Source organism: Streptomyces hebeiensis (assembly GCF_052983195.1).
This window is the reverse complement of sequence record NZ_CM129812.1, coordinates 1863253-1884660: the sequence shown is the minus strand read 5'-3', so window position 1 is coordinate 1884660 and position 21408 is coordinate 1863253. Positions and strand designations below refer to the sequence as shown.

The 21408-nt window shown below is 73.2% G+C and carries 21 protein-coding genes and 1 riboswitch; of the genes, 10 read left to right on the top strand and 11 right to left on the bottom strand.

Annotated features, from left to right (window positions below; all coding sequences use genetic code 11):
- Window positions 1–11 precede the first annotated feature (11 nt).
- A complete protein-coding gene (gene macS / locus ACU6P3_RS08100) occupies window positions 12–1202 on the top strand; it encodes a MacS family sensor histidine kinase (protein ID WP_447196527.1) in 1191 nt (396 codons plus the stop codon).
- A complete protein-coding gene (locus ACU6P3_RS08095) occupies window positions 1199–1909 on the top strand; it encodes a response regulator (RefSeq protein WP_447196526.1) in 711 nt (236 codons plus the stop codon). The genes macS and ACU6P3_RS08095 overlap by 4 nt, the downstream gene beginning before the upstream one ends.
- 310 nt (window positions 1910–2219) lie before the next feature.
- On the opposite strand, the gene ACU6P3_RS08090 is transcribed toward ACU6P3_RS08095, so the two are convergent.
- A complete protein-coding gene (locus ACU6P3_RS08090) occupies window positions 2220–4097 on the bottom strand; it encodes an anthranilate synthase family protein (RefSeq protein WP_447197807.1) in 1878 nt (625 codons plus the stop codon).
- A gap of 222 nt (window positions 4098–4319) precedes the next feature.
- Window positions 4320–4376 (bottom strand): trp operon leader peptide, encoded by a 57-nt coding sequence (locus ACU6P3_RS33595; protein ID WP_502996313.1) that lies wholly within the window; start codon window positions 4374–4376, stop codon window positions 4320–4322.
- 238 nt (window positions 4377–4614) lie between these two features.
- Between ACU6P3_RS33595 and ACU6P3_RS08085 the strand changes: the two genes are divergently transcribed.
- Together ACU6P3_RS08085 and ACU6P3_RS08080 are read left to right on the top strand one after the other, a co-directional pair.
- Window positions 4615–5967 carry a class II 3-deoxy-7-phosphoheptulonate synthase gene (locus tag ACU6P3_RS08085; protein ID WP_447196525.1) on the top strand — a complete coding sequence of 451 codons (1353 nt, stop codon included), beginning with the start codon at window positions 4615–4617 and terminating at the stop codon, window positions 5965–5967.
- A 193-nt stretch (window positions 5968–6160) separates the two neighbouring features.
- The gene (locus tag ACU6P3_RS08080; protein ID WP_447196524.1) at window positions 6161–6520 is read left to right on the top strand and encodes a (2Fe-2S)-binding protein; all 360 of its coding nucleotides are present in this window, start codon (window positions 6161–6163) and stop codon (window positions 6518–6520) included.
- A 39-nt stretch (window positions 6521–6559) separates the two neighbouring features.
- Here the strand turns inward: ACU6P3_RS08080 and bfr are convergent, their stop codons facing one another.
- A complete protein-coding gene (gene bfr, locus ACU6P3_RS08075) occupies window positions 6560–7039 on the bottom strand; it encodes a bacterioferritin (protein WP_344283961.1) in 480 nt (159 codons plus the stop codon).
- A 153-nt stretch (window positions 7040–7192) separates the two neighbouring features.
- Between bfr and ACU6P3_RS08070 the strand changes: the two genes are divergently transcribed.
- The gene (locus tag ACU6P3_RS08070; RefSeq protein ID WP_447196523.1) at window positions 7193–7825 is read left to right on the top strand and encodes a sulfite oxidase-like oxidoreductase; all 633 of its coding nucleotides are present in this window, start codon (window positions 7193–7195) and stop codon (window positions 7823–7825) included.
- A gap of 42 nt (window positions 7826–7867) precedes the next feature.
- Here the strand turns inward: ACU6P3_RS08070 and ACU6P3_RS08065 are convergent, their stop codons facing one another.
- From ACU6P3_RS08065 to ACU6P3_RS08040, 6 genes are all read right to left on the bottom strand, one after another.
- A complete protein-coding gene (locus ACU6P3_RS08065) occupies window positions 7868–8722 on the bottom strand; it encodes a deoxyribonuclease IV (protein WP_447196522.1) in 855 nt (284 codons plus the stop codon).
- A gap of 5 nt (window positions 8723–8727) precedes the next feature.
- On the bottom strand, window positions 8728–10695 hold the full coding sequence (pknB, locus tag ACU6P3_RS08060; protein ID WP_447196521.1) for a Stk1 family PASTA domain-containing Ser/Thr kinase: 1968 nt from the start codon (window positions 10693–10695) through the stop codon (window positions 8728–8730).
- Between the two features lie 217 nt (window positions 10696–10912).
- Entirely contained in the window at window positions 10913–11614 is a 702-nt protein-coding gene (thiE, locus tag ACU6P3_RS08055) for a thiamine phosphate synthase (protein ID WP_447196520.1), read from the bottom strand.
- Between the two features lie 87 nt (window positions 11615–11701).
- The gene (locus ACU6P3_RS08050) at window positions 11702–12067 is read right to left on the bottom strand and encodes an Rv2175c family DNA-binding protein (RefSeq protein WP_030745870.1); all 366 of its coding nucleotides are present in this window, start codon (window positions 12065–12067) and stop codon (window positions 11702–11704) included.
- A 158-nt stretch (window positions 12068–12225) separates the two neighbouring features.
- Entirely contained in the window at window positions 12226–13407 is a 1182-nt protein-coding gene (locus tag ACU6P3_RS08045) for an NAD(P)/FAD-dependent oxidoreductase (protein WP_447197806.1), read from the bottom strand.
- A gap of 108 nt (window positions 13408–13515) precedes the next feature.
- Window positions 13516–13857, bottom strand: coding sequence for an avidin-fold protein (locus tag ACU6P3_RS08040; RefSeq protein WP_447196519.1), 342 nt, complete (start codon window positions 13855–13857; stop codon window positions 13516–13518).
- A gap of 51 nt (window positions 13858–13908) precedes the next feature.
- Window positions 13909–14022: riboswitch (TPP riboswitch) on the top strand.
- Between ACU6P3_RS08040 and thiO the strand changes: the two genes are divergently transcribed.
- The 5 genes from thiO (at window position 14020) to ACU6P3_RS08015 (ending at window position 18715) form a co-directional block, all read left to right on the top strand.
- The gene (gene thiO, locus ACU6P3_RS08035; RefSeq protein WP_447196518.1) at window positions 14020–15387 is read left to right on the top strand and encodes a glycine oxidase ThiO; all 1368 of its coding nucleotides are present in this window, start codon (window positions 14020–14022) and stop codon (window positions 15385–15387) included. Its footprint overlaps the riboswitch before it by 3 nt.
- Window positions 15384–15593, top strand: coding sequence for a sulfur carrier protein ThiS (gene thiS, locus ACU6P3_RS08030; RefSeq protein ID WP_030745861.1), 210 nt, complete (start codon window positions 15384–15386; stop codon window positions 15591–15593). Before thiO ends, thiS begins: the two co-directional genes overlap by 4 nt.
- 6 nt (window positions 15594–15599) lie before the next feature.
- Window positions 15600–16394: a thiazole synthase gene (locus ACU6P3_RS08025; RefSeq protein WP_447196517.1), complete on the top strand. Its 795-nt coding sequence runs from the start codon at window positions 15600–15602 to the stop codon at window positions 16392–16394.
- Window positions 16395–16590: 196 nt separating this feature from the next.
- The gene (gene metF, locus ACU6P3_RS08020; protein ID WP_051764925.1) at window positions 16591–17508 is read left to right on the top strand and encodes a methylenetetrahydrofolate reductase [NAD(P)H]; all 918 of its coding nucleotides are present in this window, start codon (window positions 16591–16593) and stop codon (window positions 17506–17508) included.
- A 52-nt stretch (window positions 17509–17560) separates the two neighbouring features.
- On the top strand, window positions 17561–18715 hold the full coding sequence (locus ACU6P3_RS08015) for a hypothetical protein (protein ID WP_447196516.1): 1155 nt from the start codon (window positions 17561–17563) through the stop codon (window positions 18713–18715).
- Window positions 18716–18884: 169 nt separating this feature from the next.
- On the opposite strand, the gene ACU6P3_RS08010 is transcribed toward ACU6P3_RS08015, so the two are convergent.
- Both ACU6P3_RS08010 and ACU6P3_RS08005 read right to left on the bottom strand, forming a co-directional pair.
- Window positions 18885–20468: a phytoene desaturase family protein gene (locus tag ACU6P3_RS08010; protein WP_447196515.1), complete on the bottom strand. Its 1584-nt coding sequence runs from the start codon at window positions 20466–20468 to the stop codon at window positions 18885–18887.
- A gap of 282 nt (window positions 20469–20750) precedes the next feature.
- A complete protein-coding gene (locus ACU6P3_RS08005; RefSeq protein WP_447196514.1) occupies window positions 20751–21359 on the bottom strand; it encodes a TetR/AcrR family transcriptional regulator in 609 nt (202 codons plus the stop codon).
- Between the last annotated feature and the right edge of the window lie 49 nt (window positions 21360–21408).

Below are 21408 nucleotides of genomic sequence, written 5' to 3'. Positions count from 1 at the left end.
GGGGGGGATCCATGTCGGTCGAGCAGCCACTGTGGCAGGCGCTGCGCGCCTACCGTCCGCTGACCATGGTCTACGCGGTGCTGCTCTTCGTCTTCGAGCGCGAGAAGTTCGAGCGCCCGTGGGTCGCGGCCTGCTTCCTCTCCTTCCTGGCCGTCTGGACCCTCGCCACCCTCCCCCGGGTGGCGAACGCGGTCAGCTGCACCAAGCGGTTCCTCGTCGCCGACCTGGTCGTCGCCCTCACCGGCATCCTGCTCACGCCGCTGGCCGACGCGCACGCCCAGGAGATCGACGGGCCCACCCTGCCGTCGATATGGACCGCCGGCTCGGTGCTCGCCTTCGCCCTCAAGGGCGGCTGGCGCTGGGCCGCCGTCGCGTCGTCGTTCGTCGCCGCCGCCAACCTCGTCGAGCGGGCCCACCCCAGCTGGGACACCCTCCACAACGTCCTCCTGGTGTGGGTCGCCTCGATCGCCATCGGATACGTGGTCGAGGTCGCCCGCGCCTCCGAGCGCACCCTGGCGCGCGCCCTGGAGATCGAGGCGGCGACCCGGGAACGGGAGCGGCTGGCGCGCGACATCCACGACAGCGTGCTCCAGGTGCTGGCGATGGTGCAGCGGCGGGGCACAGCGCTGGGCGGCGAGGCCGCCGAGCTGGGCCGGATGGCGGGGGAGCAGGAGGTCGCGCTGCGGACCCTGGTCTCGGGCGGGCCGGTCCCCGCGGCGCGGACCGCGGCCGACCGCGGCACACCCGCCGCCGAGCCGGGGGGCGGCGCCGGGCCCGGAGACACGGCCGGGCCGGGCCCGTGCGACCTGCGCACGCTGCTCTCGCCGTACGCCGGCGCCCGGGTCAGCTACGCCGAACCCGGCACCCCGGTCCTGCTGGAACCGTCGGCGGCCGGGGAACTGGCGGCCGCTGTCGGTGCCGCCCTGGACAATGTGGACAGACACGCGGGTACCGACGCCCGCGCCTGGATCCTGGTCGAGGACTGGCCGGACGAGGTGATCGTGACCGTCAGGGACGACGGCCCCGGCATCCCGGAGGGCCGGCTCGCCCAGGCGGAGGGGGAGGGGCGGATGGGCGTCGCCCTCTCGATCCGCGGCCGGCTGCGGGACCTCGGCGGGACCGCCGAGCTGATCTCGGTGCCGGGGCAGGGGACGGAAGTCGAGTTGAAGGTCCCGAAGGAACGGGGGAAGGCGGAACGATGAACCAGCCGGGCACGACGAGCACGGAGGCGCCGGAGGGGGCCACCGGACCGGCGATCAGGGTCATGGTGGTCGACGACCACCCCATGTGGCGGGACGCCGTCGCACGCGACCTGGACGCCGCGGGCTGCGAGGTGGTCGCGACCGCCGGGGACGGCCCGCAGGCGGTGCGGCGGGCGAAGGCCACCGGCCCGCAGGTGCTCGTCCTGGACCTCAACCTCCCCGGGATGCCCGGTGTCGAGGTCTGCAAGGAACTGGTCGGCACGCTGCCCGGGCTGCGCGTGCTCGTGCTCTCCGCGAGCGGCGAGCACGCGGACGTCCTGGAAGCGGTGAAGTCGGGCGCCACCGGCTATCTCGTCAAGTCGGCCAGCACGGTGGAACTGATCGACGCGGTGCGCCGGACGGCCGTCGGCGACGCGGTCTTCACCCCCGGCCTCGCGGGCCTGGTCCTCGGCGAGTACCGTCGGCTGGCCTCGGAACCCGCCCCGACCGCCCCGGACGAGCCCTCCGCGCCCCGGCTGACCGATCGCGAGACCGAGGTGCTGCGGCTGGTCGCCAAGGGGCTGTCGTACAAGCAGATCGCCGAGCGTCTGGTCATCTCGCACCGCACGGTGCAGAACCACGTGCAGAACACGCTGGGCAAGCTGCAACTGCACAACCGGGTGGAGCTGGTGCGGTACGCGATCGAGCGGGGCCTGGACGACGCGTGACGCCTCCCGGCGGGGGCCGTCGGACGGTGCGGACGCGCCTGCGGCGGGCTGCTCCCCTCCCCGCCCCTTCCCACAACCGGGGCGGTGCCCCGGACCCCACCCCGTGGGCTGACGCCCCCGGCCCGCCGCCCCCCCGGTCCGCCGGCCGCACGGCGGGGGGCCTCCGGCCCGGTTCGGGGGTGTGCGGGATGCGGTGGCTCCGCACCCACCGCATCCCGCACCCGCACCGCGCAGCGGCCCCCGCATCCGCGGCCGGCCGGCACCGCGCCCCGCAGGGCCCCGCGCCCACCACCCCCCAGCCGGGAGGCGGCTACCGCACCAGACCTCGACGGCACACCCGCAGCAGCTCGTCCACGATCGCCCCGCCCCCCACCGTCAGCACCGACTCCGGATGGAACTGCACCGACGCGAAGCCCGCGCCCCGCAGCGCGTGCAGCTCCCCGCTCTCCGGATCGCGGCTCACCTCCACGCCTCGGGAGACCAGCGCACGGGCCGTCGGTTCGTCGCAGCGCGCGGTGAAGCTGTTGTAGAAGCCGACCGTCTCCGCCTGCCCGAACAGGTCGATCCGCGTCTGCGCGCCCTGGTGCGGGACCCGCTTGCGGACGAGTTCCAGGCCCAGTTCCGCCGCGATCAGCTCATGGCCGAGGCAGACGCCGAGCACGCCGTGTTCCCGCCGGTCCGCGGCCCCGAGGAGGTCCTTCGTCAGCGTGCGCAGCGACCGCATCTTCGGGGAGGCGGTGTCCCTCGGGTCGCCGGGGCCGGGGCCCAGGATCACCGGTCCGCCGTGACCGAGCGCGGCCTCGCGCAGGCCCGGGGCGTCGTAGCGGCGTACCGTCACCTCCAGGCCGGAGGACCGCAGCAGATACGCCAGCATGGAGGTGAACGCGTCCTCCCCGTCGATCACCAGGGCGTGGCCGGTCGGCGCGACTCGTTCCGTGCGCATCTTCAGCCAGAACGGGGCGAGGTCCGCGCGGCGGGCGTCGAGGGCGGCCCGTACCCGCGGGTCGTCGGCCAGCCGCGGGCGGCCGGACTCGGCGCCCGGGCGGCCGGGGCGTACCCCCAGGGCCGCCAGCACCCCCGCCGCCTTGGCGTGGGTCTCCGCGACCTCGCTCTCCGGCCGGGAGTGACGTACGAGCGTCGCCCCGACCGGCACCCGCAACCCGCCGTCGCGGTCGATGTCGGCGGTACGGATCAGGATCGGGGAGTCGAGGGTCTGTGTGCCGCCCGCGTCCCGTCCGACGAGCGCGAGCGCGCCCCCGTAGTACCCCCGTCCGCCCGGCTCGTGACGCTCGATGACCCGGCACGCGTTCTGCACCGGCGACCCCGTCACCGTCGCCGCGAACATCGTCTCCCTCAGCACCTCCCGCACGTCGAGCGAGGACCGGCCCCGCAGCTCGTACTCCGTGTGCGCGAGGTGGGCCATCTCCTTGAGCCGGGGACCGATCACCACCCCGCCCCGGTCGCCGACGGCGCACATCATCTTCAGCTCCTCGTCCACGACCATGGAGAGCTCCTCGGTCTCCTTGCGGTCGCCCAGGAACTCCAGCAGCGCCTCCGGTGTCGGTCCCTCCGGCGGGTAGCGGAAGGTGCCGCTGATCGGGTTCATCACGACGGTTCCGCCGCTCATCCGGACGTGGACCTCCGGACTGGCCCCGAGGAGGGTCCGCTCGCCGGTGTGGACGACGAAGGTCCAGTAGGCGCCGCGCTCGCCCGTCAGCAGCCGCCGGAAGAAGGCCAGCGCGTCGGCCCTGCCGTAGCCGGGGACGCGCCCCTCGAAGGTCCGGCGCACGACGAAGTTCGCTCCTTCGCCCCGGCCGATCTCCTCGTCGATCACCCGCCGTACCGTCTCCGCGTACCGCGCGTCGTCGATGTCGAAGCCGCCGTCCTCGACCCGTACGTCGTGCCGGGGCAGCGCGTCGAGGACGGCGTCGAGCGGCAGGTCGTATGTCTCGTCGGCGACCAGGACGGCCAGCGGCGTACCGTCGTCCCGCACCTCGAAGCCACGCTCCCGGATCTGCCGGAAGGGCACCAGCGCGAGCGCGGTGCGGTCACCGGAGGGCAGATCGGCGAGCCGGTCCGCCTCGTGGACGGGGCCGAGGAGGAGCTCGACGGTGTCGTGGTCCCGGCCGGGCGTACGGCGGCGCAGCAGGGCGAAGGGCGGACAGTCGTCGGCCGGCAGCCTGCCGATGAGCGCGGCGGTGTCCGGGACGGCGTCGGCGGTGGCGGCGTCGGCGGCGGTGCCGATCGCGGTGTTCTCGGTGTTCTCGGTGTGCGTGGACACGTGCGGTGTTCCTTCCGGAGTCCTGAACGCCGGGGGAGGAACGGCCCGCTTCTCCGGGGCGGCATCCGACCCGGAAAACACTGAAGGCCGCCCCTCGGGCGGCCTTCGCGATGCTTGTGCGCGCGATGATCAGTGGGCCGCCGGACGAGCGGGCCACCACCAGGTCTGGTGCGAATGCGCGAACATGACCGGCACCTTAGCGCATACGGCCGGTGCGCGGCGTCCTTGGCGGACGGGTGGGCGGAGGCGTGCGACGCGCTCCGGCACGGGGCGGGGGCGGGCCGGGCAACAGGCGGTTGTCCGGCGAGCCGGGGAACGTGAGCGCACACGTGGAGAAAGCCGTGTCCCGCACCATTTCGAGCGTGTACGTTCCACACTGTGAGCCGTGCCAGGGCCACGGACGCCGACCTCGTAGTCTGGACGCGTGACAGTGAACGCTGAGAACCCCGCCACCCACGTGCCGTCATGGCAAGGTCTGCCCGCTGCTCAGCAGCCGGAGTATCCCGACCGGACAGCCCTGCGCGAGGTCGTCGCCGAGCTGGAGAGCTATCCGCCGCTCGTCTTCGCGGGCGAGTGCGACCAGCTCCGCGCCCGGATGGGCGCGGTGGCCCGCGGCGAGGCGTTCCTGCTCCAGGGTGGTGACTGCGCCGAGGCCTTCGACGCGGTCTCCGCCGACCAGATCCGCAACAAGCTGAAGACGCTGCTCCAGATGGGCGCCGTGCTCACCTACGCCGCGGCCGTGCCGGTGGTGAAGGTCGGCCGGATCGCCGGGCAGTACTCGAAGCCGCGCTCCAAGAGCACCGAGACCCGCGACGGCGTGACGCTGCCGACCTACCGGGGCGACTCGGTCAACGGTTTCGAGTTCAACGAGCAAGCGCGTGTCCCGGACCCGGAGCGGCTGAAGCGGATGTACCACGCGTCCGCCGCGACCCTCAACCTCGTCCGGGCCTTCACCACCGGCGGCTACGCCGACCTGCGCCAGGTGCACGCCTGGAACCAGGACTTCGTGAAGTCCTCGCCCTCGGGCCAGCGCTACGAGCAGCTCGCCCGCGAGATCGACAACGCGCTGAACTTCATGAAGGCGGCGGGCACCGACCCGGCGGAGTTCCGCACGGTCGAGTTCTTCGCCTCCCACGAGGCGCTGCTGCTCGACTACGAGTCCGCCCTCACCCGGGTCGACTCCCGCACCGGCGGGCTGTACGACGTCTCGGGCCACATGGTGTGGATCGGCGAGCGCACCCGCCAGCTGGACGGGGCGCACATCGAGTTCGCCTCGAAGATCAACAACCCGATCGGCATCAAGCTCGGCCCGACGACGACGGTCGACGAGGCGCTGACGTACATCGACCGCCTCGACCCCGAGCGCGAGCCGGGCCGGCTGACGTTCATCGTCCGGATGGGCGCCGACAAGGTCAGGGACAAGCTCCCCGAGCTGGTCGAGAAGGTCACGGCCTCCGGCGCCACGGTGGCCTGGGTGACCGACCCGATGCACGGCAACACCTTCGAGGCGGCCTCGGGTCACAAGACCCGCCGGTTCGACGACGTCCTGGACGAGGTCAAGGGCTTCTTCGAGGTCCACAAGGCCCTCGGCACGCACCCGGGCGGCATCCACGTCGAGCTGACCGGCGACGACGTCACCGAGTGCGTGGGCGGGGGCGACGAGATCTTCGTGGACGATCTGCACCAGCGCTACGAGACGGCCTGCGACCCCCGGCTGAACCGCAGCCAGTCGCTGGACCTCGCGTTCCTGGTCGCGGAGATGTACCGCGACCAGTGAGGTACGGCCCGGTACGGTCCGGGCGAACCGTGACGACGGGGCACAGATCCATGGGAAACCATGTGATCCGTGCCCCATCGGCGCTTACCCGGCTTTCGTGCCTCCGGGGCGGCAGGTAAGGTTAGGTTGGCCTCACCGGGTTCCGGGGTGGCTGATCCGGCCGAACGACCGAGCCCGCAGGGAGGTGGTGCGCGTGTACGTCTGCTCGTGCTTCGGCATCACCGAGGCGCAGGTGAGGGAACACGCGGCGGCCGGTGCCTGCACCCCCCGCCGGATAGCCTCCGCCAGCAAGGCGGGCACCGACTGCGGATCGTGCGTACGCCGCATCCAGTCGATCCTCGGCCGCGGCGGCTGCCCGAGCCGGGAACTGCTCGACCGGTCCGCGGCGCTCCCGTCGTCGGCCGAGCCCGTCCCGCCGGCCGCTTCCGTCGCCCTGCCCGACGGCTCCGCGGAACCCGCGTTCGCCGAGTCCGCGTCCAGTGACTCCGCGTGCGGCGACTCCACGTTCACGGAGACCGCGTACGGATGGTCGGGTCCGGCCGAGGCGGCCTGACGGGCGCGGTGCCGCTCCGCCCGCGGCCGGGTCGGTGGGTCAGCTGTCCGGCTGCTTGATGACCTGCGCGATGTACAGCGGCTCCCCGAGCTTCTCCACCAGCTCGAGCTGGGTGTCGAGGTAGTCGATGTGGTGTTCCTCGTCCGCGAGGATCGACTCGAAGATGCGCTTGGACGTGTGGTCCCCCTTGGAGCGCATGACATCGATACCGCGCTTGAGGCGGTCGATCGCCTCCACCTCGACCTGCCGGTCCGCCCGGAACATCTCGGTGACCGTCTGGCCGACGCGCACGTGGAAGAGCCGCTGGTAGTTCGGCAGGGCTTCCAGGAAGAGAATCCGGTCGGTGAGCGTCTCGGCGTGCCTCATCTCGTCGAACGACTCGGACCGGGTGTACGCGGCCAGCTTCGTCCAGCCGAAATTCTCCTGCATTTTGGCGTGCAGGAAGTACTGATTGATCGCGGTGAGTTCGCCGGTCAGCTGCTCGTTGAGAAATTCGATGACCTCGGGATCGCCCTGCATCGCGCACGGCTCCTTCCACGGGTGACGGGCGGGATGCGCGCATCTTCGCACCGTGACCGGATGTCGTCCAGTAAGTGCATGCTTAGTATGAGTTGACCGTATTGGTGCTGACCTGGTCGTGACCACCCCTCCCGGTCTGTCACCATGTAAGGCATGGGTCAGCCGGAGAGCCGGGAGAATCGTCAGCCGGAACGTCCGGAGCTACCACCGGGACAGCGGCTGCAGCGCGGCTGGCCGGTCACGCACTACGGGCCCGTACCGAAGTTCCGGCCGGAGCGCTGGGAATTCCGGGTCTTCGGTGCCACGGCCGACGGGGACAAACACCGCTGGAACCACGAGGAGTTCTCGGCGCTCCCTTTCTCCACTGTTGTCGCCGATCTCCACTGTGTGACGAAGTACAGCATGGTGGGGGCCGAATGGGGCGGTGTTCCCGCCCGTACGGTCGCGGAATTGGCGCCGCCCGCGCCCGAGGCCACGCACGTCATGGTGTGGGCCGAGTACGGCTTCAGTTCCAATCTCCGGATGTCCGACTTCCTCTCGGCCCGTACGATCTTCGCGACCCACAAGGACGGCGAACCGCTCACCGCGGAGCACGGCTTTCCGCTTCGGCTCGTCGTTCCGGCGCTGTACGCCTGGAAGGGGCCCAAATGGGTGCGCGGGGTCGAGTACATGACCGCGGACCGGCGGGGCTTCTGGGAGGAGCGCGGCTACCACAACATCGGCGATCCCTGGGCCGAGCAGCGCTACACCTACCAGGAACGGCCGGGGGACGGGCCCGAGCTGTAGGGCAGGCCCCCCGGGGCGGCGCGTCCCGTCGCACGGGGCGCGTCAGCCGTCGCGCAGCTTCTTCAGCCGTTCCACGTCCGCCGCGTGCCCCGCCTTGCCGCCCGGGGTCTCGATCACCAGCGGGACGTTCTCGGTCGCCGGGTGCGTGAACAGCGCACGGAACGGCTCCTCGCCGATCCGGCCCGCGCCGATGTTCTCGTGCCGGTCCTTGAACGCGCCCGCCACGTCCTTCGAGTCATTGGCGTGGATCAGCTTCAGCCTGCCCGCCCCGACCGTCTCCACCAGTTGATCGAGGGTCTGGCCCGTCCCGTGCGGCCCGGTGAGGTCGTGCCCGGCCGCGAAGACATGACAGGTGTCCAGGCAGACGCCCAGCTTCGGGTGGGCGTCCAGCGCCTCGAAGTACGGGCCGAAGTCCCAGGTCCGCGAGCAGAGCGAGAAGCCCTGCCCGGCCGTCGACTCCAACAGCAGGAAGGGGTCGTCGTCGTGGGTGAGCTCGTCCAGGAGCGGCAGCATCCGCTCCCGTACCTGCGCGAGGGCCACCTCGCGGGGCCGGCCGCCGGTCGCCGAACCGGTGTGCACCACCACGCCCAGCGCGCCGATCTCCCGCCCCCGGCGCAGGCTGTGCCGCAGCGAATCCACCGACTTCTCGGCGGTCGCCTCGGTGTGCGAGCCGAAGTTGATCAGGTAGGGGGCATGGACGTACGCCGTGATCCCGTCGGCCGCGCACTCCGCGCGGAACCGTTCGTCCTCCGCCGGGTTCCCGGTGGGCGTGGCCCAGCCGCGCGGATTGGCGACGAAGACCTGGACGGTCTCGGCGCCCAGGTCACGGGCGTACGCCAGGCCCGTCCTGGCCAGGCCGCCGGCCACCGGTACATGGCTCCCGACAGGGTTGCGCATCGGTCCTAGAGCCCCTTGGTCCTGAGTGTGATCGTGCTGCCCTCGGGGGCTCGCTCGCCGCCCTGGACGGACTGCTCCGACACCGAGTCGCTCAAGAACGGGAAACCGCGCTTGACCTCGACCTCGAAGCCCGCCGCTTCCAGCGTGCCCGTGGCCTCGTCGACCGACCGCCCCGTGACGTCGGGTACGGAGACCATGCGCGGGCCCTTGGAGAGCGTCAGGGTGACGGTGTCGCCCTGGGCGAGCCGGCCGCCCTCGGCGGGGGACTGGCGGGCGACGGACCCGGCGTCCTCGGGGGATTCGACGCGGGTCGGCGCGATCTTGACGCGCAGCCCCGCCTCCCTGAGCGTGGCGGTGGCGTCGTCGGCCGTCTCGCCGGTCACATCGGGCACGTCGACGGGCGCGCCCCGGCTCACCGTGAGCGCGACCCCGGAGTCGGGCCGTACGTCCGTCCCGGCGGCGGGCGCCGAGCGGATCACGGATCCCTGCGCGACGTTCTCGTCGAAGGACCGGGTCACCAGCCCCGGCGCGAGCCCGGCCTTCTTCAGGGCCTGCCTGGCCCCGGCCAGGTCCAGGCCGGCCAGGTCAGGGACCTGGACGATCTCAGGGCCGCGCGAGATCACGAGCGTCACCGTGCCGTTCCCCCGGATCCTGGCGCGGGGCTCGGGGTCGGTACGCATGACCGTGCCCCGCTCGTAGGTGTCGCTGAAGTCCTTCGCGACCTCCGTGCCGAGGCCCTCGTCGGAGAGCCGCTCGCGCGCCGCCGCCTCGGTCTTGCCGAGGACGGACGGGACCCGGGTGAACTGGCCCGAGTTGATGTACCAGACACCGGTGCCGATACCGAGGACCAGCAGGACCGCGGCGACCGCCACGAGTACCCCCCGGCGTGGACCCGGCCGGCCGGGTCCACGCCCGCGGGGCGGCGGGACCGCGCCGTCCGGGGGCTCCATCTCCAGCCGGGCGGTGTGGCTGACGGAGGTGTCCTCCGGCACCTCCTCGGCGGGCAGGATGCGCGGGATGACGGTCGTACGCCTCTCGGAGCCCGTACCGGCCCGTCCCCCGTCGGCTCCCCCCGCGCCGTCCGCCGGCTCCTGCCTGGCCCGCGGCGGTACGGCGTCCAGCTGGGCGTCGTCGAGCGCGGCACGGGCCCGGCGCACCAGCGCGAGCAGGGCGACCGCGTCGTACGGCCGGGCCCCGGGATCCCGGGCCGCGGCCACCGCGACCAGCTCGTCCAGCTCCGGGGCGAGGCCCGGGACGGCGGCCGAGGGCGGCGGGACGTCCTCGTTCAGATGGCGGTAGAGGACCTGCGCGGGAGTGTCTCCCGCGTGCGGCTTGGCGCCGGTCAGCATCTCGTGGAGGACGACCCCGCAGGCGTACACGTCGACCCGGGTGTCTGACTCGCCGTACTCGATCTGCTCCGGCGCGAGGTACGAGACCGTGCCGAGGACGGTGCCCGTGCTGTTCGTGACGTCGCCGACCGCCCTGACCAGCCCGAAGTCGGCGACCTTCACCCGGCCGTCGTCCCCTATGAGCACGTTCTCGGGCTTCATGTCCCGGTGCACGAACCCGGCCCGGTGCGCGGCGCCGAGCGCGGCGAGCACGGGCTCCAGGATGTCCAGCGCGGCGCGTGGCTGGAGCGCGCCGCGGTCCCGCAGGACATCACGGAGCGTGCAGCCCGCGACGTACTCCATCGCGAGGTAGACGTACGCGCCCTCCGCGCCCTGGTCGAACACCCCGACCACGTTGGGGTGCGCCAGCCGGGCCACCGACTTGGCCTCCCGGATGAACCGCTCCACGAACGAGGCGTCGGTGGCCAGGTTCGGATGCATCACCTTGAGGGCCAGCTCACGGTCGAGCCGGGTGTCGACGGCCCGGTAGACCGTGGCCATACCGCCGACGGCGATGCGCGCGTCGACGCGATAACGGCCGTCGAGCAGCTGCCCGACGAGGGGGTCCTGAAGGGTCGTGTCCACGGGCCCGAGTCTACGAGCAGGGAAGGACAGGGAGGCGGGGCGGTAGCGGTACCGCAGCGGAGCTGTGACGCGCCGGGCGCGGTGCCGGTCGCGGCCCGGTGGTGTCGGTGGCCCGGTGCGCCCGGCGCACGGGCCCGAGCCGCGGCGGCCTGCTGGACGCGGACGTGTCGCCCGCGGTCGGTGTGCGGGCGCGTCCGGCCGCTCCCCGCCGTCCCGCTCAGTCCGACTCGGCACGCTCCCGTACGCGCGCGGCCAGGGCCGCCGTCGCCGCGGCCGGGTCCTCGGCGTCGGTGATCGCCCGCACGACCACGATCCTGCGCGCGCCCGCGTCCAGCACCTCGTCGAGGTTGTCCGCGTCGATCCCGCCGATCGCGAACCAGGGCCGCTCGGTGGCCAGCGACGCCGCGTACCGCACCAGGCCGAGGCCGGGCGCGTGGCGACCGGGCTTGGTCGGAGTGGGCCAGCAGGGGCCCGTGCAGAAGTAGTCCACGCCCGGCGCGACGGCGGCCGCGGCCGCCTCGCTCTCCGCGTGCGTGGAACGGCCGATCAGCGGCCCGTCCCCGAGGATCGCGCGGGCGGCCGGAACGGGCAGGTCGCCCTGGCCCAGATGCAGCACGCCGGCGCCGGCGGCGTGCGCCACGTCCGCCCGGTCGTTCACCGCGAGCAGCCGGCCGTGGCGGCGGCAGGCGTCCGTGAAGACCTCCAGGTGCTCCAGCTCCTCGGCGGCCTCCATGCCCTTCTCCCGGAGCTGCACGACGTCCACACCGGACGCCAGGACGGCGTCCAGGAACTCGGGCAGGTCACCCTGGCGCTTACGGGCGTCCGTGCACAGGTAGAGACGGGCGTCGGCGAGCGGCGCGCGGGCCGTGCGCGCTCCCGGTACGGCGGCGGTCGACGCCTCGGATACGGATGCGGGCATGGGAAAACGTCCCCCCTCGGGTCGGCGGTCGGCGGCGCGCGGCGGGTGGCGATGCCGACCCGCCGCGCACCGCTGGTGGTGAGGTCGTCAGACGGCGAGCGCCTGGGCGCGGCGCTTCACCTCCGTGCCGCGATTCTCGCCGAGCGCCTGCGCGGGGGTGCCCGGCAGACTCGGGTCGGGGGTGAAGAGCCACTCCAGCATCTCTTCGTCGGTGAAGCCGTCGTCCCTCAGCAGGGTCAGGGTCCCGGCGAGCCCCTTGACGACCTTGCTGCCGTCGATGAAGGCGGCGGGTACCTGAAGGGTCCTGTTCTCACCGCGGCGCACCGCGATCAGCTGGCCTTCCTTCACCAGCTGCCGCACCCGCGTCACCTCGACGTCGAGCATGTCCGCGATGTCCGGCAGATGGAGCCAGGCGGGGACGAGAGCATCGATCTTTGCGTCAATCTCGGTCACAGGACAAGCCTGCCACCTGTGACTGACAGACGGTACTCAAGGCACCCCGCAGGGGGGCGTCGTGCGACATGAGCGGATGTGCCCCGCAGGCAACCGCTCTGTGCCCGCCCGTCCTGTGCCCGGCCGCTCCACGAGGCGCCACCGCGCGGGCGCCCGACTCAGAGCGCCGCCGTGCGCAGTGGTACGGCCGGGTCCCCGGCCCGCTCCCGGTCCAGCCGCGCCCCCGCCTCGATCAGCTTGCGTCCCTGCGCCAGGTCCCGGGGCCGGCCCACGGCGAGCAGCGCCACCAGCACCCCGTCCCGCAGCCAGACCACCGACCACGCGGCCTCCGCGGGGTCGCCGCGCCACACCAGGGCGTCGGCCGCCGCGTGGTGACCCGCGTACTGCACGAACCGGCCGAACTGCTCCGACCAGAAGTACGGCACCGGGTCGTAGCGCCGCTCCGTCTCGCCGGTCACCTGGGCCGCGACCGTGCGCGGTCCCTGGAGCGCGTTGTCCCAGTGGTGGACGAGGAGCCGTTCGCCGTAGCGGGCCGACGGGAACGAGGCGCAGTCGCCCACCGCGTACACCCCGGGCAGCGAGGCCCGCAGCCGGTCGTCCGCCGTGATCGAGCCGTCCGGTTCGAGCGCGATGCCCGAGCCCGTGAGCCAGCCCGTCGCGGGGCGCGCGCCGATGCCCACGACCACCGCTTCGGCGGGCAGCAGCCGGCCGTCCGCGAGCGCGACCGCCCCGGGCTCGCCGGGACCGCCCGGCGCGACCGACGCCACGCGCGCCCGAGTGAGCAGTTCGGCGCCGCTCTCGGCGTACCACTCGGCCATGGGGGCGGCGACTTCCGGGGGCAGGGCGCCGGAGAAGGGCACGTCCGCCGCCTCGACGACCGTCACGGAACACCCGGCCGCGCGGGCCGCCGTGGCGAACTCCGCGCCGATCCACCCGGCCCCGACGATCACGGTCGCCCGCCGGCGCGCCAGTACGGGACGCAGTTGCTCGGCGTCGTCCAGGGTGCGGAGCGTGTACACGCCCGGCACGCCCTCGGTGCCGGGCAGCCGGACCGGCTCGGCGCCGGTGGCGAGGACGAGCACGTCGTACGGGACGGGCCCGGCGTCGGTGTCGATCTCCCGCGCGTCCGGGCGCAGGCCGGTCACCTCGACCCCGAGCCGGAGTTCCACGGAGAGCGCCGCGAAGTCGACGTCGAAAGCCGGGCTGTCCGTCTGACCGAGCAGCACCGCCTTGGACAGCGGCGGCCGGTCGTACGGCGGGTGTGGCTCGGCACCGATCAGGGTGATCCGGCCGCCGTATCCCCGTTCCCGCAGGGCCACCGCGGTCTGGACGCCCGCCATGCCCGCGCCGACGACCACCACGTGCCGGCCCGCAGCGGCCCGTGCCTGCTGATCCCTCTGGTCCGGCCGCTCGCTCACCGGTTCCACCTCACAAGAATTGACGTCACGTCAGGAGCGGACTTCCTCGACCACACTCGTCCCGCTGCCCTCCTGGGACTCCCACTCCCATGTCTCGTCCAGCCGCACCCGGCCGTCGGGGAGGTCCACGACGGTGGAGACGCAGTGGCCGGAGGACGTGCCGCCGTCCCGCTTGAGCTGGACGTAGCGGAAGTCCAGCCGGTCGCCCGCGCGGGTCCCGACCAGATGGCCGCGGACCACGTCGCCGCCTTCGTACTCGGCCCAGATCCGTCCCTCCTCCTCGTGGTAGACGAAGCGGGTGGCGGTACCCACCTGCCCCGGCGCCTGGTCGGCGACCGGGGACAGGACACGACCGTCGAGCGAACGGGCCACGGTGATTGCTCCTTTACGGCAGACGGGGACAGGGCGTTACCCTGGGCGACGACACTACCTCGCGGGAGCCCGGGCGCAGCGGGCTGAGAGGGAGGCTGAGGCGGCCTCCGACCGTACGAACCTGATCCGGGTCATGCCGGCGAAGGGAGGGGCTGGACGCCCATGCGGTCATCGCACGACAGCGGGTCGGCGCACGGCGGCCGGTCATCACGGGAGACCCCGTCACCGCAGGACACCCCGTCATCGCACGGCGGCCGGTCGGCGCGCGTCACCACCGGCTCCGACGTCCTGGTCGTCGGGGGCGGGATCATAGGGCTCGTCACGGCCTGGCGGGCGGCGCGGCGCGGGCTGCGGACCGCGGTCGTGGACCCGGAGCCCGGCGGCGGCGCGGCACAGGTCGCGGCCGGCATGCTCGCCCCCGTCACCGAGGCGCACTACGGCGAGCAGACGCTGCTGGGCCTGAACCTCGCCTCCGCCGAGCGCTATCCCGACTTCGTCGCCGAACTGGAGGCGGCGAGCGGCCGGGACACCGGCTACCGCGCCTGTGGCACCCTCGCCGTCGCGCTCGACGCCGACGACCGGGCCCAGCTGCGCGAACTCCACGACTTCCAGCGGAGTCTGGGGCTGGACGCGGAGTGGCTGACCGGGCGCGAGTGCCGACGGCTGGAACCGATGCTCGCGCCCGGGGTGCGCGGCGGCGTGCGGGTGACGGGGGACCACCAGATCGATCCCCGCCGATTGGCGACGGCCCTGGTCACCGCGTGCGAGCGGGCCGGGGTGGTCTTCCACCGCGCCTGGGCCGACCGGCTCACCGTCACGGGGGACCGGGCCACGGGGGCCGTCCTGGCCGGCGGACGCGTGCTCACCGCGGACCAGGTCGTGCTGGCGGGCGGCAGCCTCAGCGGCCGGCTCGACGGCGTGCCGGAGGAGGTCGTCCCGCCGGTACGGCCGGTCAAGGGCCAGGTCGTACGGCTGACCGTGCCGGCGCCGTACGCCCCCTTCCTGTCCCGTACGGTCCGGGCCGTGGTGCGCGGTGGCCACCTGTACCTCGTACCGCGCGAGAACGGCGAACTGGTCGTCGGAGCCACCAGCGAAGACCTCGGCTGGGACACGACGGTCACCGCGGGCGGGGTGTACGAGCTGCTGCGGGACGCGCACGAGCTGGTCCCCGGCATCACGGAACTCCCCCTCGCCGAGACCCGCGCCGGGCTGCGCCCCGGATCGCCGGACAACGCGCCGCTCCTCGGGCCGACGGCGCTCCCGGGCCTGCACCTGGCCACCGGGCACTACCGCAACGGGGTGCTGCTCACGCCCGTCACCGGCGAGGTGATGGCCGCCGTACTGACCGACGGGGAGCTGCCGGAGGAGGCCCGGCCGTTCAGCCCGCGCCGTTTTCCGCCGTCTCCCTCATCGCCGTCTCCCTCATCGCCGTCCGCCTCACCGCCGCCCCGGGCTTCCGGCCCGCCGCCCGGGGCCATCGCGTCGTCCGGGGCCGCCGTACCGTCCGCACGACAGGAGCAGACCCCATGACCGGCATCACGGTCGTCGTGAACGGCGAGCCACGTGAACTGGCCGCCGCCACCACCCTCGACCACCTGGTCGCGACCCTCACCACCGCGCCCTCGGGGGTGGCCGCCGCCGTGAACGAGACGGTGGTTCCGCGCACCCGCTGGGCCGGCACCCCGCTCGGCGACGGCGACCGCGTCGAAGTCCTCACGGCCGTACAAGGAGGCTGACCCGTCATGGCGGACGATCCGCTGCTCATCGGCACCACCACCCTCACCTCCCGGCTGATCATGGGAACGGGCGGAGCGCCCAGCCTGGACGTGCTGGAGCGTTCCCTGACCGCCTCCGGGACCGAGCTCACCACGGTCGCCCTGCGCCGCCTCGACCCCACGGTCCAGGGCTCGGTGCTGTCCGTGCTCGACCGGCTCGGCATCCGCGCCCTGCCCAACACCGCGGGCTGTTTCACCGCGGGTGAGGCGGTCCTCACGGCCCGGCTGGCCCGCGAGGCGCTGGGCACGGACTGGATCAAGCTGGAGGTCGTCGCGGACGAACGGACGCTGCTGCCGGACCCCGTCGAACTGCTCGACGCGGCGGAGACCCTGGTCGACGACGGCTTCACGGTCCTGCCGTACACCAACGACGATCCCGTGCTCGCCCGGAAACTGCAGGACGTCGGCTGTGCCGCGATCATGCCGCTGGGCTCGCCGATCGGCTCAGGACTGGGCATCCGCAATCCGCACAACTTCCAGCTGATCGTGGAGAACGCGAGCGTGCCGGTGATCCTGGACGCGGGCGCGGGAACGGCGTCCGACGCGGCGCTCGCCATGGAGCTGGGTTGCGCGGCGGTGATGCTGGCCTCCGCCGTGACCCGGGCGCGGGAGCCCGAGCTGATGGCGGCGGCGATGCGGCACGGGGTGGAGGCAGGACGTCTGGCGTGGCGAGCGGGCCGTATCCCGCGCCGGCACTTCGCGACGGCGTCCTCACCGACGGAAGGCGTGGCGGCGCTGGACCCGGAGCGCCCGGCCTTCTGAGCGAAGCGCGGAAGACTCGTCCTGACCGGTCATGCGCGAAGCGTGAACGGATGAGTCCTTACTGTGCTGTAGAGGTACTCGTGCAATGTAGCCGTAGATGGCCAATGAGTGACCAGAGAGTGACAGTAAAGCGGGTGATCCCGGCAAATCGCCCCTCGTGGTTGGGGGGCCGCCGCACCCTCGATAACCTGCCCGTATGGCCCTCGGCACAGCTTCGACCAGATCGGATCACGCACCGACCGTGCGTGATCTTCTCGCGACCGGGAAGACCACGTATTCGTTCGAGTTCTGGGCGCCCAAGACCGAGAAGGGCGAGCGGAACCTCTGGAACGCGCTGCGCAGGGTCGAGGCCGTGGCGCCGAGCTTCGTCTCCGTGACCTACGGCGCGGGCGGATCGACGCGGGAGGGCACCGTCAGGGCCACCGAGCGGATCGCCGCCGACACCACCCTCACGCCGGTGGCGCACCTCACGGCGGTCGGCCAGTCCGTCGCCGAACTGCGCAACATGGTCGGGCAGTACGCCGACGCGGGGATCCGCAACATCCTCGCCGTCCGCGGCGACCCGCCCGGCGACCCCATGGGCGAGTGGGTCAGACACCCGGAGGGCGTCGAGTACGCCGCCGAACTGGTCAGGCTCATCAAGGAGTCGGGTGACTTCTGCGTCGGCGTGGCGGCCTTTCCCGAGATGCATCCGCGCTCGGCCGACTGGGACAGCGACATCCGGCACTTCGTCGACAAGTGCCGGGCGGGCGCGGACTACGCGATCACGCAGATGTTCTTCGAGCCGGCGGGTTATCTGAGCCTGCGCGACCGGGTCGCCGCCGCCGGTTGCGCGACACCGATCATTCCCGAGATCATGCCGGTCACGAGCATCAGGATGCTGGAGCGGCTCCCGCAACTCAGCACGGCGGTGTTCCCACCGGAGTTGAGGGAGCGGATCCTCTCGGTCAAGGACGATCCGGCGGCGGTACGCTCCATTGGCATCGAGTTCGCGACGGAGTTCTGCGCCGAACTGCTCTCGGAAGGCGTTCCCGGCCTGCACTTCATCACGCTCAACAACTCCACGGCGACGCTCGAAATCTACGAAAATCTCGGACTGCACCGGCAGTCGTAGCCGGCCGTAACCGCCCTTCCTCCGAGGCGGTGGCCGTATGAGAGGAGCGGACATGGGCTGGACGGTCCTCTATATCGCGTTCGGCATCGTGGCGCTGTGGCTGCTGGGCGAGGTGCTGCTCCAGTACAAGGCGCGGCTGCGCTGGCGGCTGCTCGCCTTCGGCGGCTTCCTGGGCGTGGTCGTCGGGGTGCTGATCCCCTCGATCTATGTGATCGGCCTGGGCGCGGCCGCGTTCGCGGTCGGCCAGACGTATGTGACGCTCTCCTTCCGCCGTGGCTTCGCCACGGGATGGGCGATCCGCGGTGGCAAGCCGTCGGGCGGCAGCGGCAGCAGCCGCCGCCGCAAGGGCGGGAACGCGAAGGCCGCCGAGCGTGAGCCCTCGCTGGAGGTCACGGGGCTGGAGTACGAGCAGGCGGAGTCGCCGCTGGAGACCACGGCCGCCTTCGAGTCGCTACCGGACGCCTCGGGCACGGGCACGGGCACGGGTGCCGGTACGGACAAGGCCGACGGCGACGCCGCCGCGGGCGCCGCTTCGGAGGCCGCCCCCGTGTACGCGCCGCAGCCGATGCCGGACGAGACCGGCCAGTACGGCGTCTACCGTGACGACGACACGGCCGCCGCGCGGGCCGGGCAGGCGCAGTCGCACGGCTACGGGGACGGCTATGGGAACGGCTGGAGCCAGGACCCGTACGGACAGGACGTCTATGCGGCGCAGGCCCACGGCGGTTACGACGGCTACCAGTCGTCCGGCTACTCCGGTCACCCCGGTGACTCCGGTTACGCGGGCCAGTCCGGTCCCTCCGGTCACTCCAGTCACTCCGGTCAGGACTCGTACGCGGCGCGGTACGACTACGGCACGGACCGGCAGCAGTACGGCGGGTACGCCGACGAGTACGCCGCTCCCGGGGGCCCCGCCGATCACAGCCAGGGCCAGGGCCAGGGCTACGGCCAGGACTACGGCTCGTACGACGCCTACGACAGCTTCGGCGGCCGGCAGCAGTACGCCGACCCCTACGTGGGGCCGGGCCAGGACCCGTACGCCCGTGACACCCCGCCCGGCGGTGTCTGGGTCCCGCACCAGCGGGACTCGGACCCCACCGCCACCGGGGACCAGCCGCCGCGGACGCCCTACGGACAGCCCCAGCAGCCCGGATACGGCAACGGCGACAACGGTTACGACGACCGGAACAACAACCCGCGGTACTGACGGCGTCCGGACACCCGCGGCGCCGACGGGCGTCCCGGCATCCGCGGTGCCGACGGCGCCCCGTGCATCCGCGGTGCCGACGGGGTGCTGACCACCCGGCTCGCCCGGCGGACTGACGGGCTCTGTCGGCAGACGGGCCGTCAGGAGGCCCGCCCGCCCGGGGCAGTGCTCATCGCGAGCCGCGGAAGTCCGCTCCCTCGACGATCAGGCCCGCCACCAGCGCGCCCGACATCCCCGCGTGGGCGAGCCCGCCGCCCGGATGCGCCCAGCCGCCCGCGAGATAAAGCCCGGCAGGCCCGGCAGGCGAGTTCGCCCGGTGCAGCAGCCGGCCGCCCGCCCCCGCCAGCGCGGGCGCCGGCACCGAACCGCCGTCGGCGCCCGTCCGCGCCGCCGTGTCGGCGGGTGTCCCGACCTCCCGCCACAGCAGCCGCTCCGCCAGACCGGGCACGGCCGCTCCGGCGGCCGCCACCAGCACGTCCGCGTAACTCTCCCGCAGCGCGGCGTCGGTCCAGTCGACGGAGCCGCCCCCGCCCGCGGAACCGGCGGGACCGGCGGCACTCGCGGAACCGGCGGCGCCGTGCGGCGCGACGGTCGCGGTGAGCGTGACCGCCTCATGGCCCTCGGGGCGCGTGCCCGGGTCGTCGGGCCGCAGCACCGTGACGGTGGGCCGACCGGCGGGCCGGCCCGCGAAGACCTCTGCCGCCTCGCCGTCCGTGTCGGGGGAGTGCACCACCGTACGGTGGGCCGCACCGGCCTCACGGGCGCCGCGCAGGGCCAGCAGAACGGTGAACCGCCCGGGTACGGGGCCGACTTCGCCGGCCGCGCCGGGCGGCGGTACGCGCGGCGCCACGTCGTCCCCCTCGCCGTACGGCGCGCGCTCCAGCAGCCGTCCCGGCGCGATCCCCGCGACCACCCGGTCGGCCGCCGCGGCCGTGCCGTCCGCCAACTCGACGCCGGTGACCGTGCCGTCCTTCTCGACGATCCGGGCCACCTCGGCGTCGAAGACGAACTCGACCTTGCGCGCCAGGCACCTCTCGTACAGCGCGCGCGCCAACTCCCGCATGCCGCCCCGGACATACCAGCTGCCGAAGGTCTGCTCCAGATACGGCAGGACGGCCGCGCTCGCCGGTGCGCGCCGTGGGTCGAGCCCGTAGCTCAGGGCGTACCACCCCAGCAGAGCGGCGAGCCGGGGATCGGCCAGTTCCCAGGCACCGACCTCCGCGACCGTCGACGCCCGCCGGGCGGGGCGCAGGAGCCTGCGCCGTCGCGGCGCCGGATACGGGTCCCGGCCGAGCGCCTCCAGGTCCGCCCGCAGCGGCTCCTCCAGCAGCGGCCGGCGCGAACGGTCCCAGGCGTCCCCGGCCCGGTTGAGGAACGCGCCCCACCGCTCGCCGGCCCCGGCGCCGAGCGCCGCGTCCAGGGCCGCGACCACGCCGCCGCGCGACGCGTTGGGCAGGCTCAGGTCCGTACCGTCGGCGAAGACGTGGCGGCTCGCCGGATCGACCTGCTCCAGCCGGACGCACCGCTCCAGGGGCTCCTTGCCGGTCTTGACGAACAGGTCGCGGTAGACCGCCGGCAGGTGCAGCAGTCCCGGACCGGTGTCGAAGACGAAACCGTCCCGCTCGAACCTGCCCAGCGAACCGCCGTACGTCGCCGTCCGCTCGTACACCGTCACCCGGTGGCCTGCCACGGCCAGCCGGGCGGCCGCCGCCATGGCGCCCATCCCGGCGCCGATCACCGCAATCCGTGCCATGGCCGGAAACTCTACTGTCCGCCGGCCAGGAGACTGTCCGCCGGGACCGGGGCGGAGTACGGAGGGGTGAGTACCCGTACCTAGGGGGCGAGATGAGTAGCAGCGCGGATGGGAGCCGGCCCGCGCGGACGGGAGAGTGGAGACCACGGAAGGGGCGCGGCACCGGCACCGCCGACACGGGGCGGCGGAACGGTGCGGTTCCCCCGACGGAACGGGGGTGCGCGTCGGCCCGGTGAGGCTCAGGGGGATTGAGCTTCACCGGGCCGGCGTCTTTTCGTCGTCTCAGCGGCCGCCGACCCGTCCGTGCAGCAGCCGCGACAGCGCCGCGTGGACGTCGTCCATCGACCGTTCCGGCTGGAACGCCTGCCAGTCCAGGGCCGCCACCAGCACCATCCCCACCAGCGCGGCGGCCGTCAGCGGGATGTCGATCTCGTCGCTCAGCTCGCCGCCCTCGACGGCCTCCCGCAGCACGGTCTCCACGACGGCCACGGCCTGCTGACGCACCACCAGGAGCGTGGACTGCCAGGCCCGGTTGGTCCGCCACAGCTCGGCCACGTACAGCTGGGTGAACGCCGGATACCGGTCGATGAAGACGAGCCCCGCCCTGATCATCGCGTCGAGCGCGTCGACCCGGGTGTCGCCCCGCTCCGCCGTCGCCTCGGCGGCTTCCCTCAGGGACGAGGTGAGCAGACCGACACCGTGCCGCAGCAGTTCCTCGAAGAGCTCCGTCTTGCTCTTGAAGTTGTAGTAGACCGTGCCCTTGGCGACCCCGGCCCGCTCGGCGATCTCGTCCACCGTCGTGGCCGAGAAGCCCTGTTCGGCGATCAGGGTCACGGCGGCCTCGTAGAGCTTCTGCCGGGTGGCCTGGCGGCGGGTGCTGCTGCTGTCCATGGCGATGATTGTCACAGGTCGCCGCTCCGCGCGCCGGTGATCCGGCCAC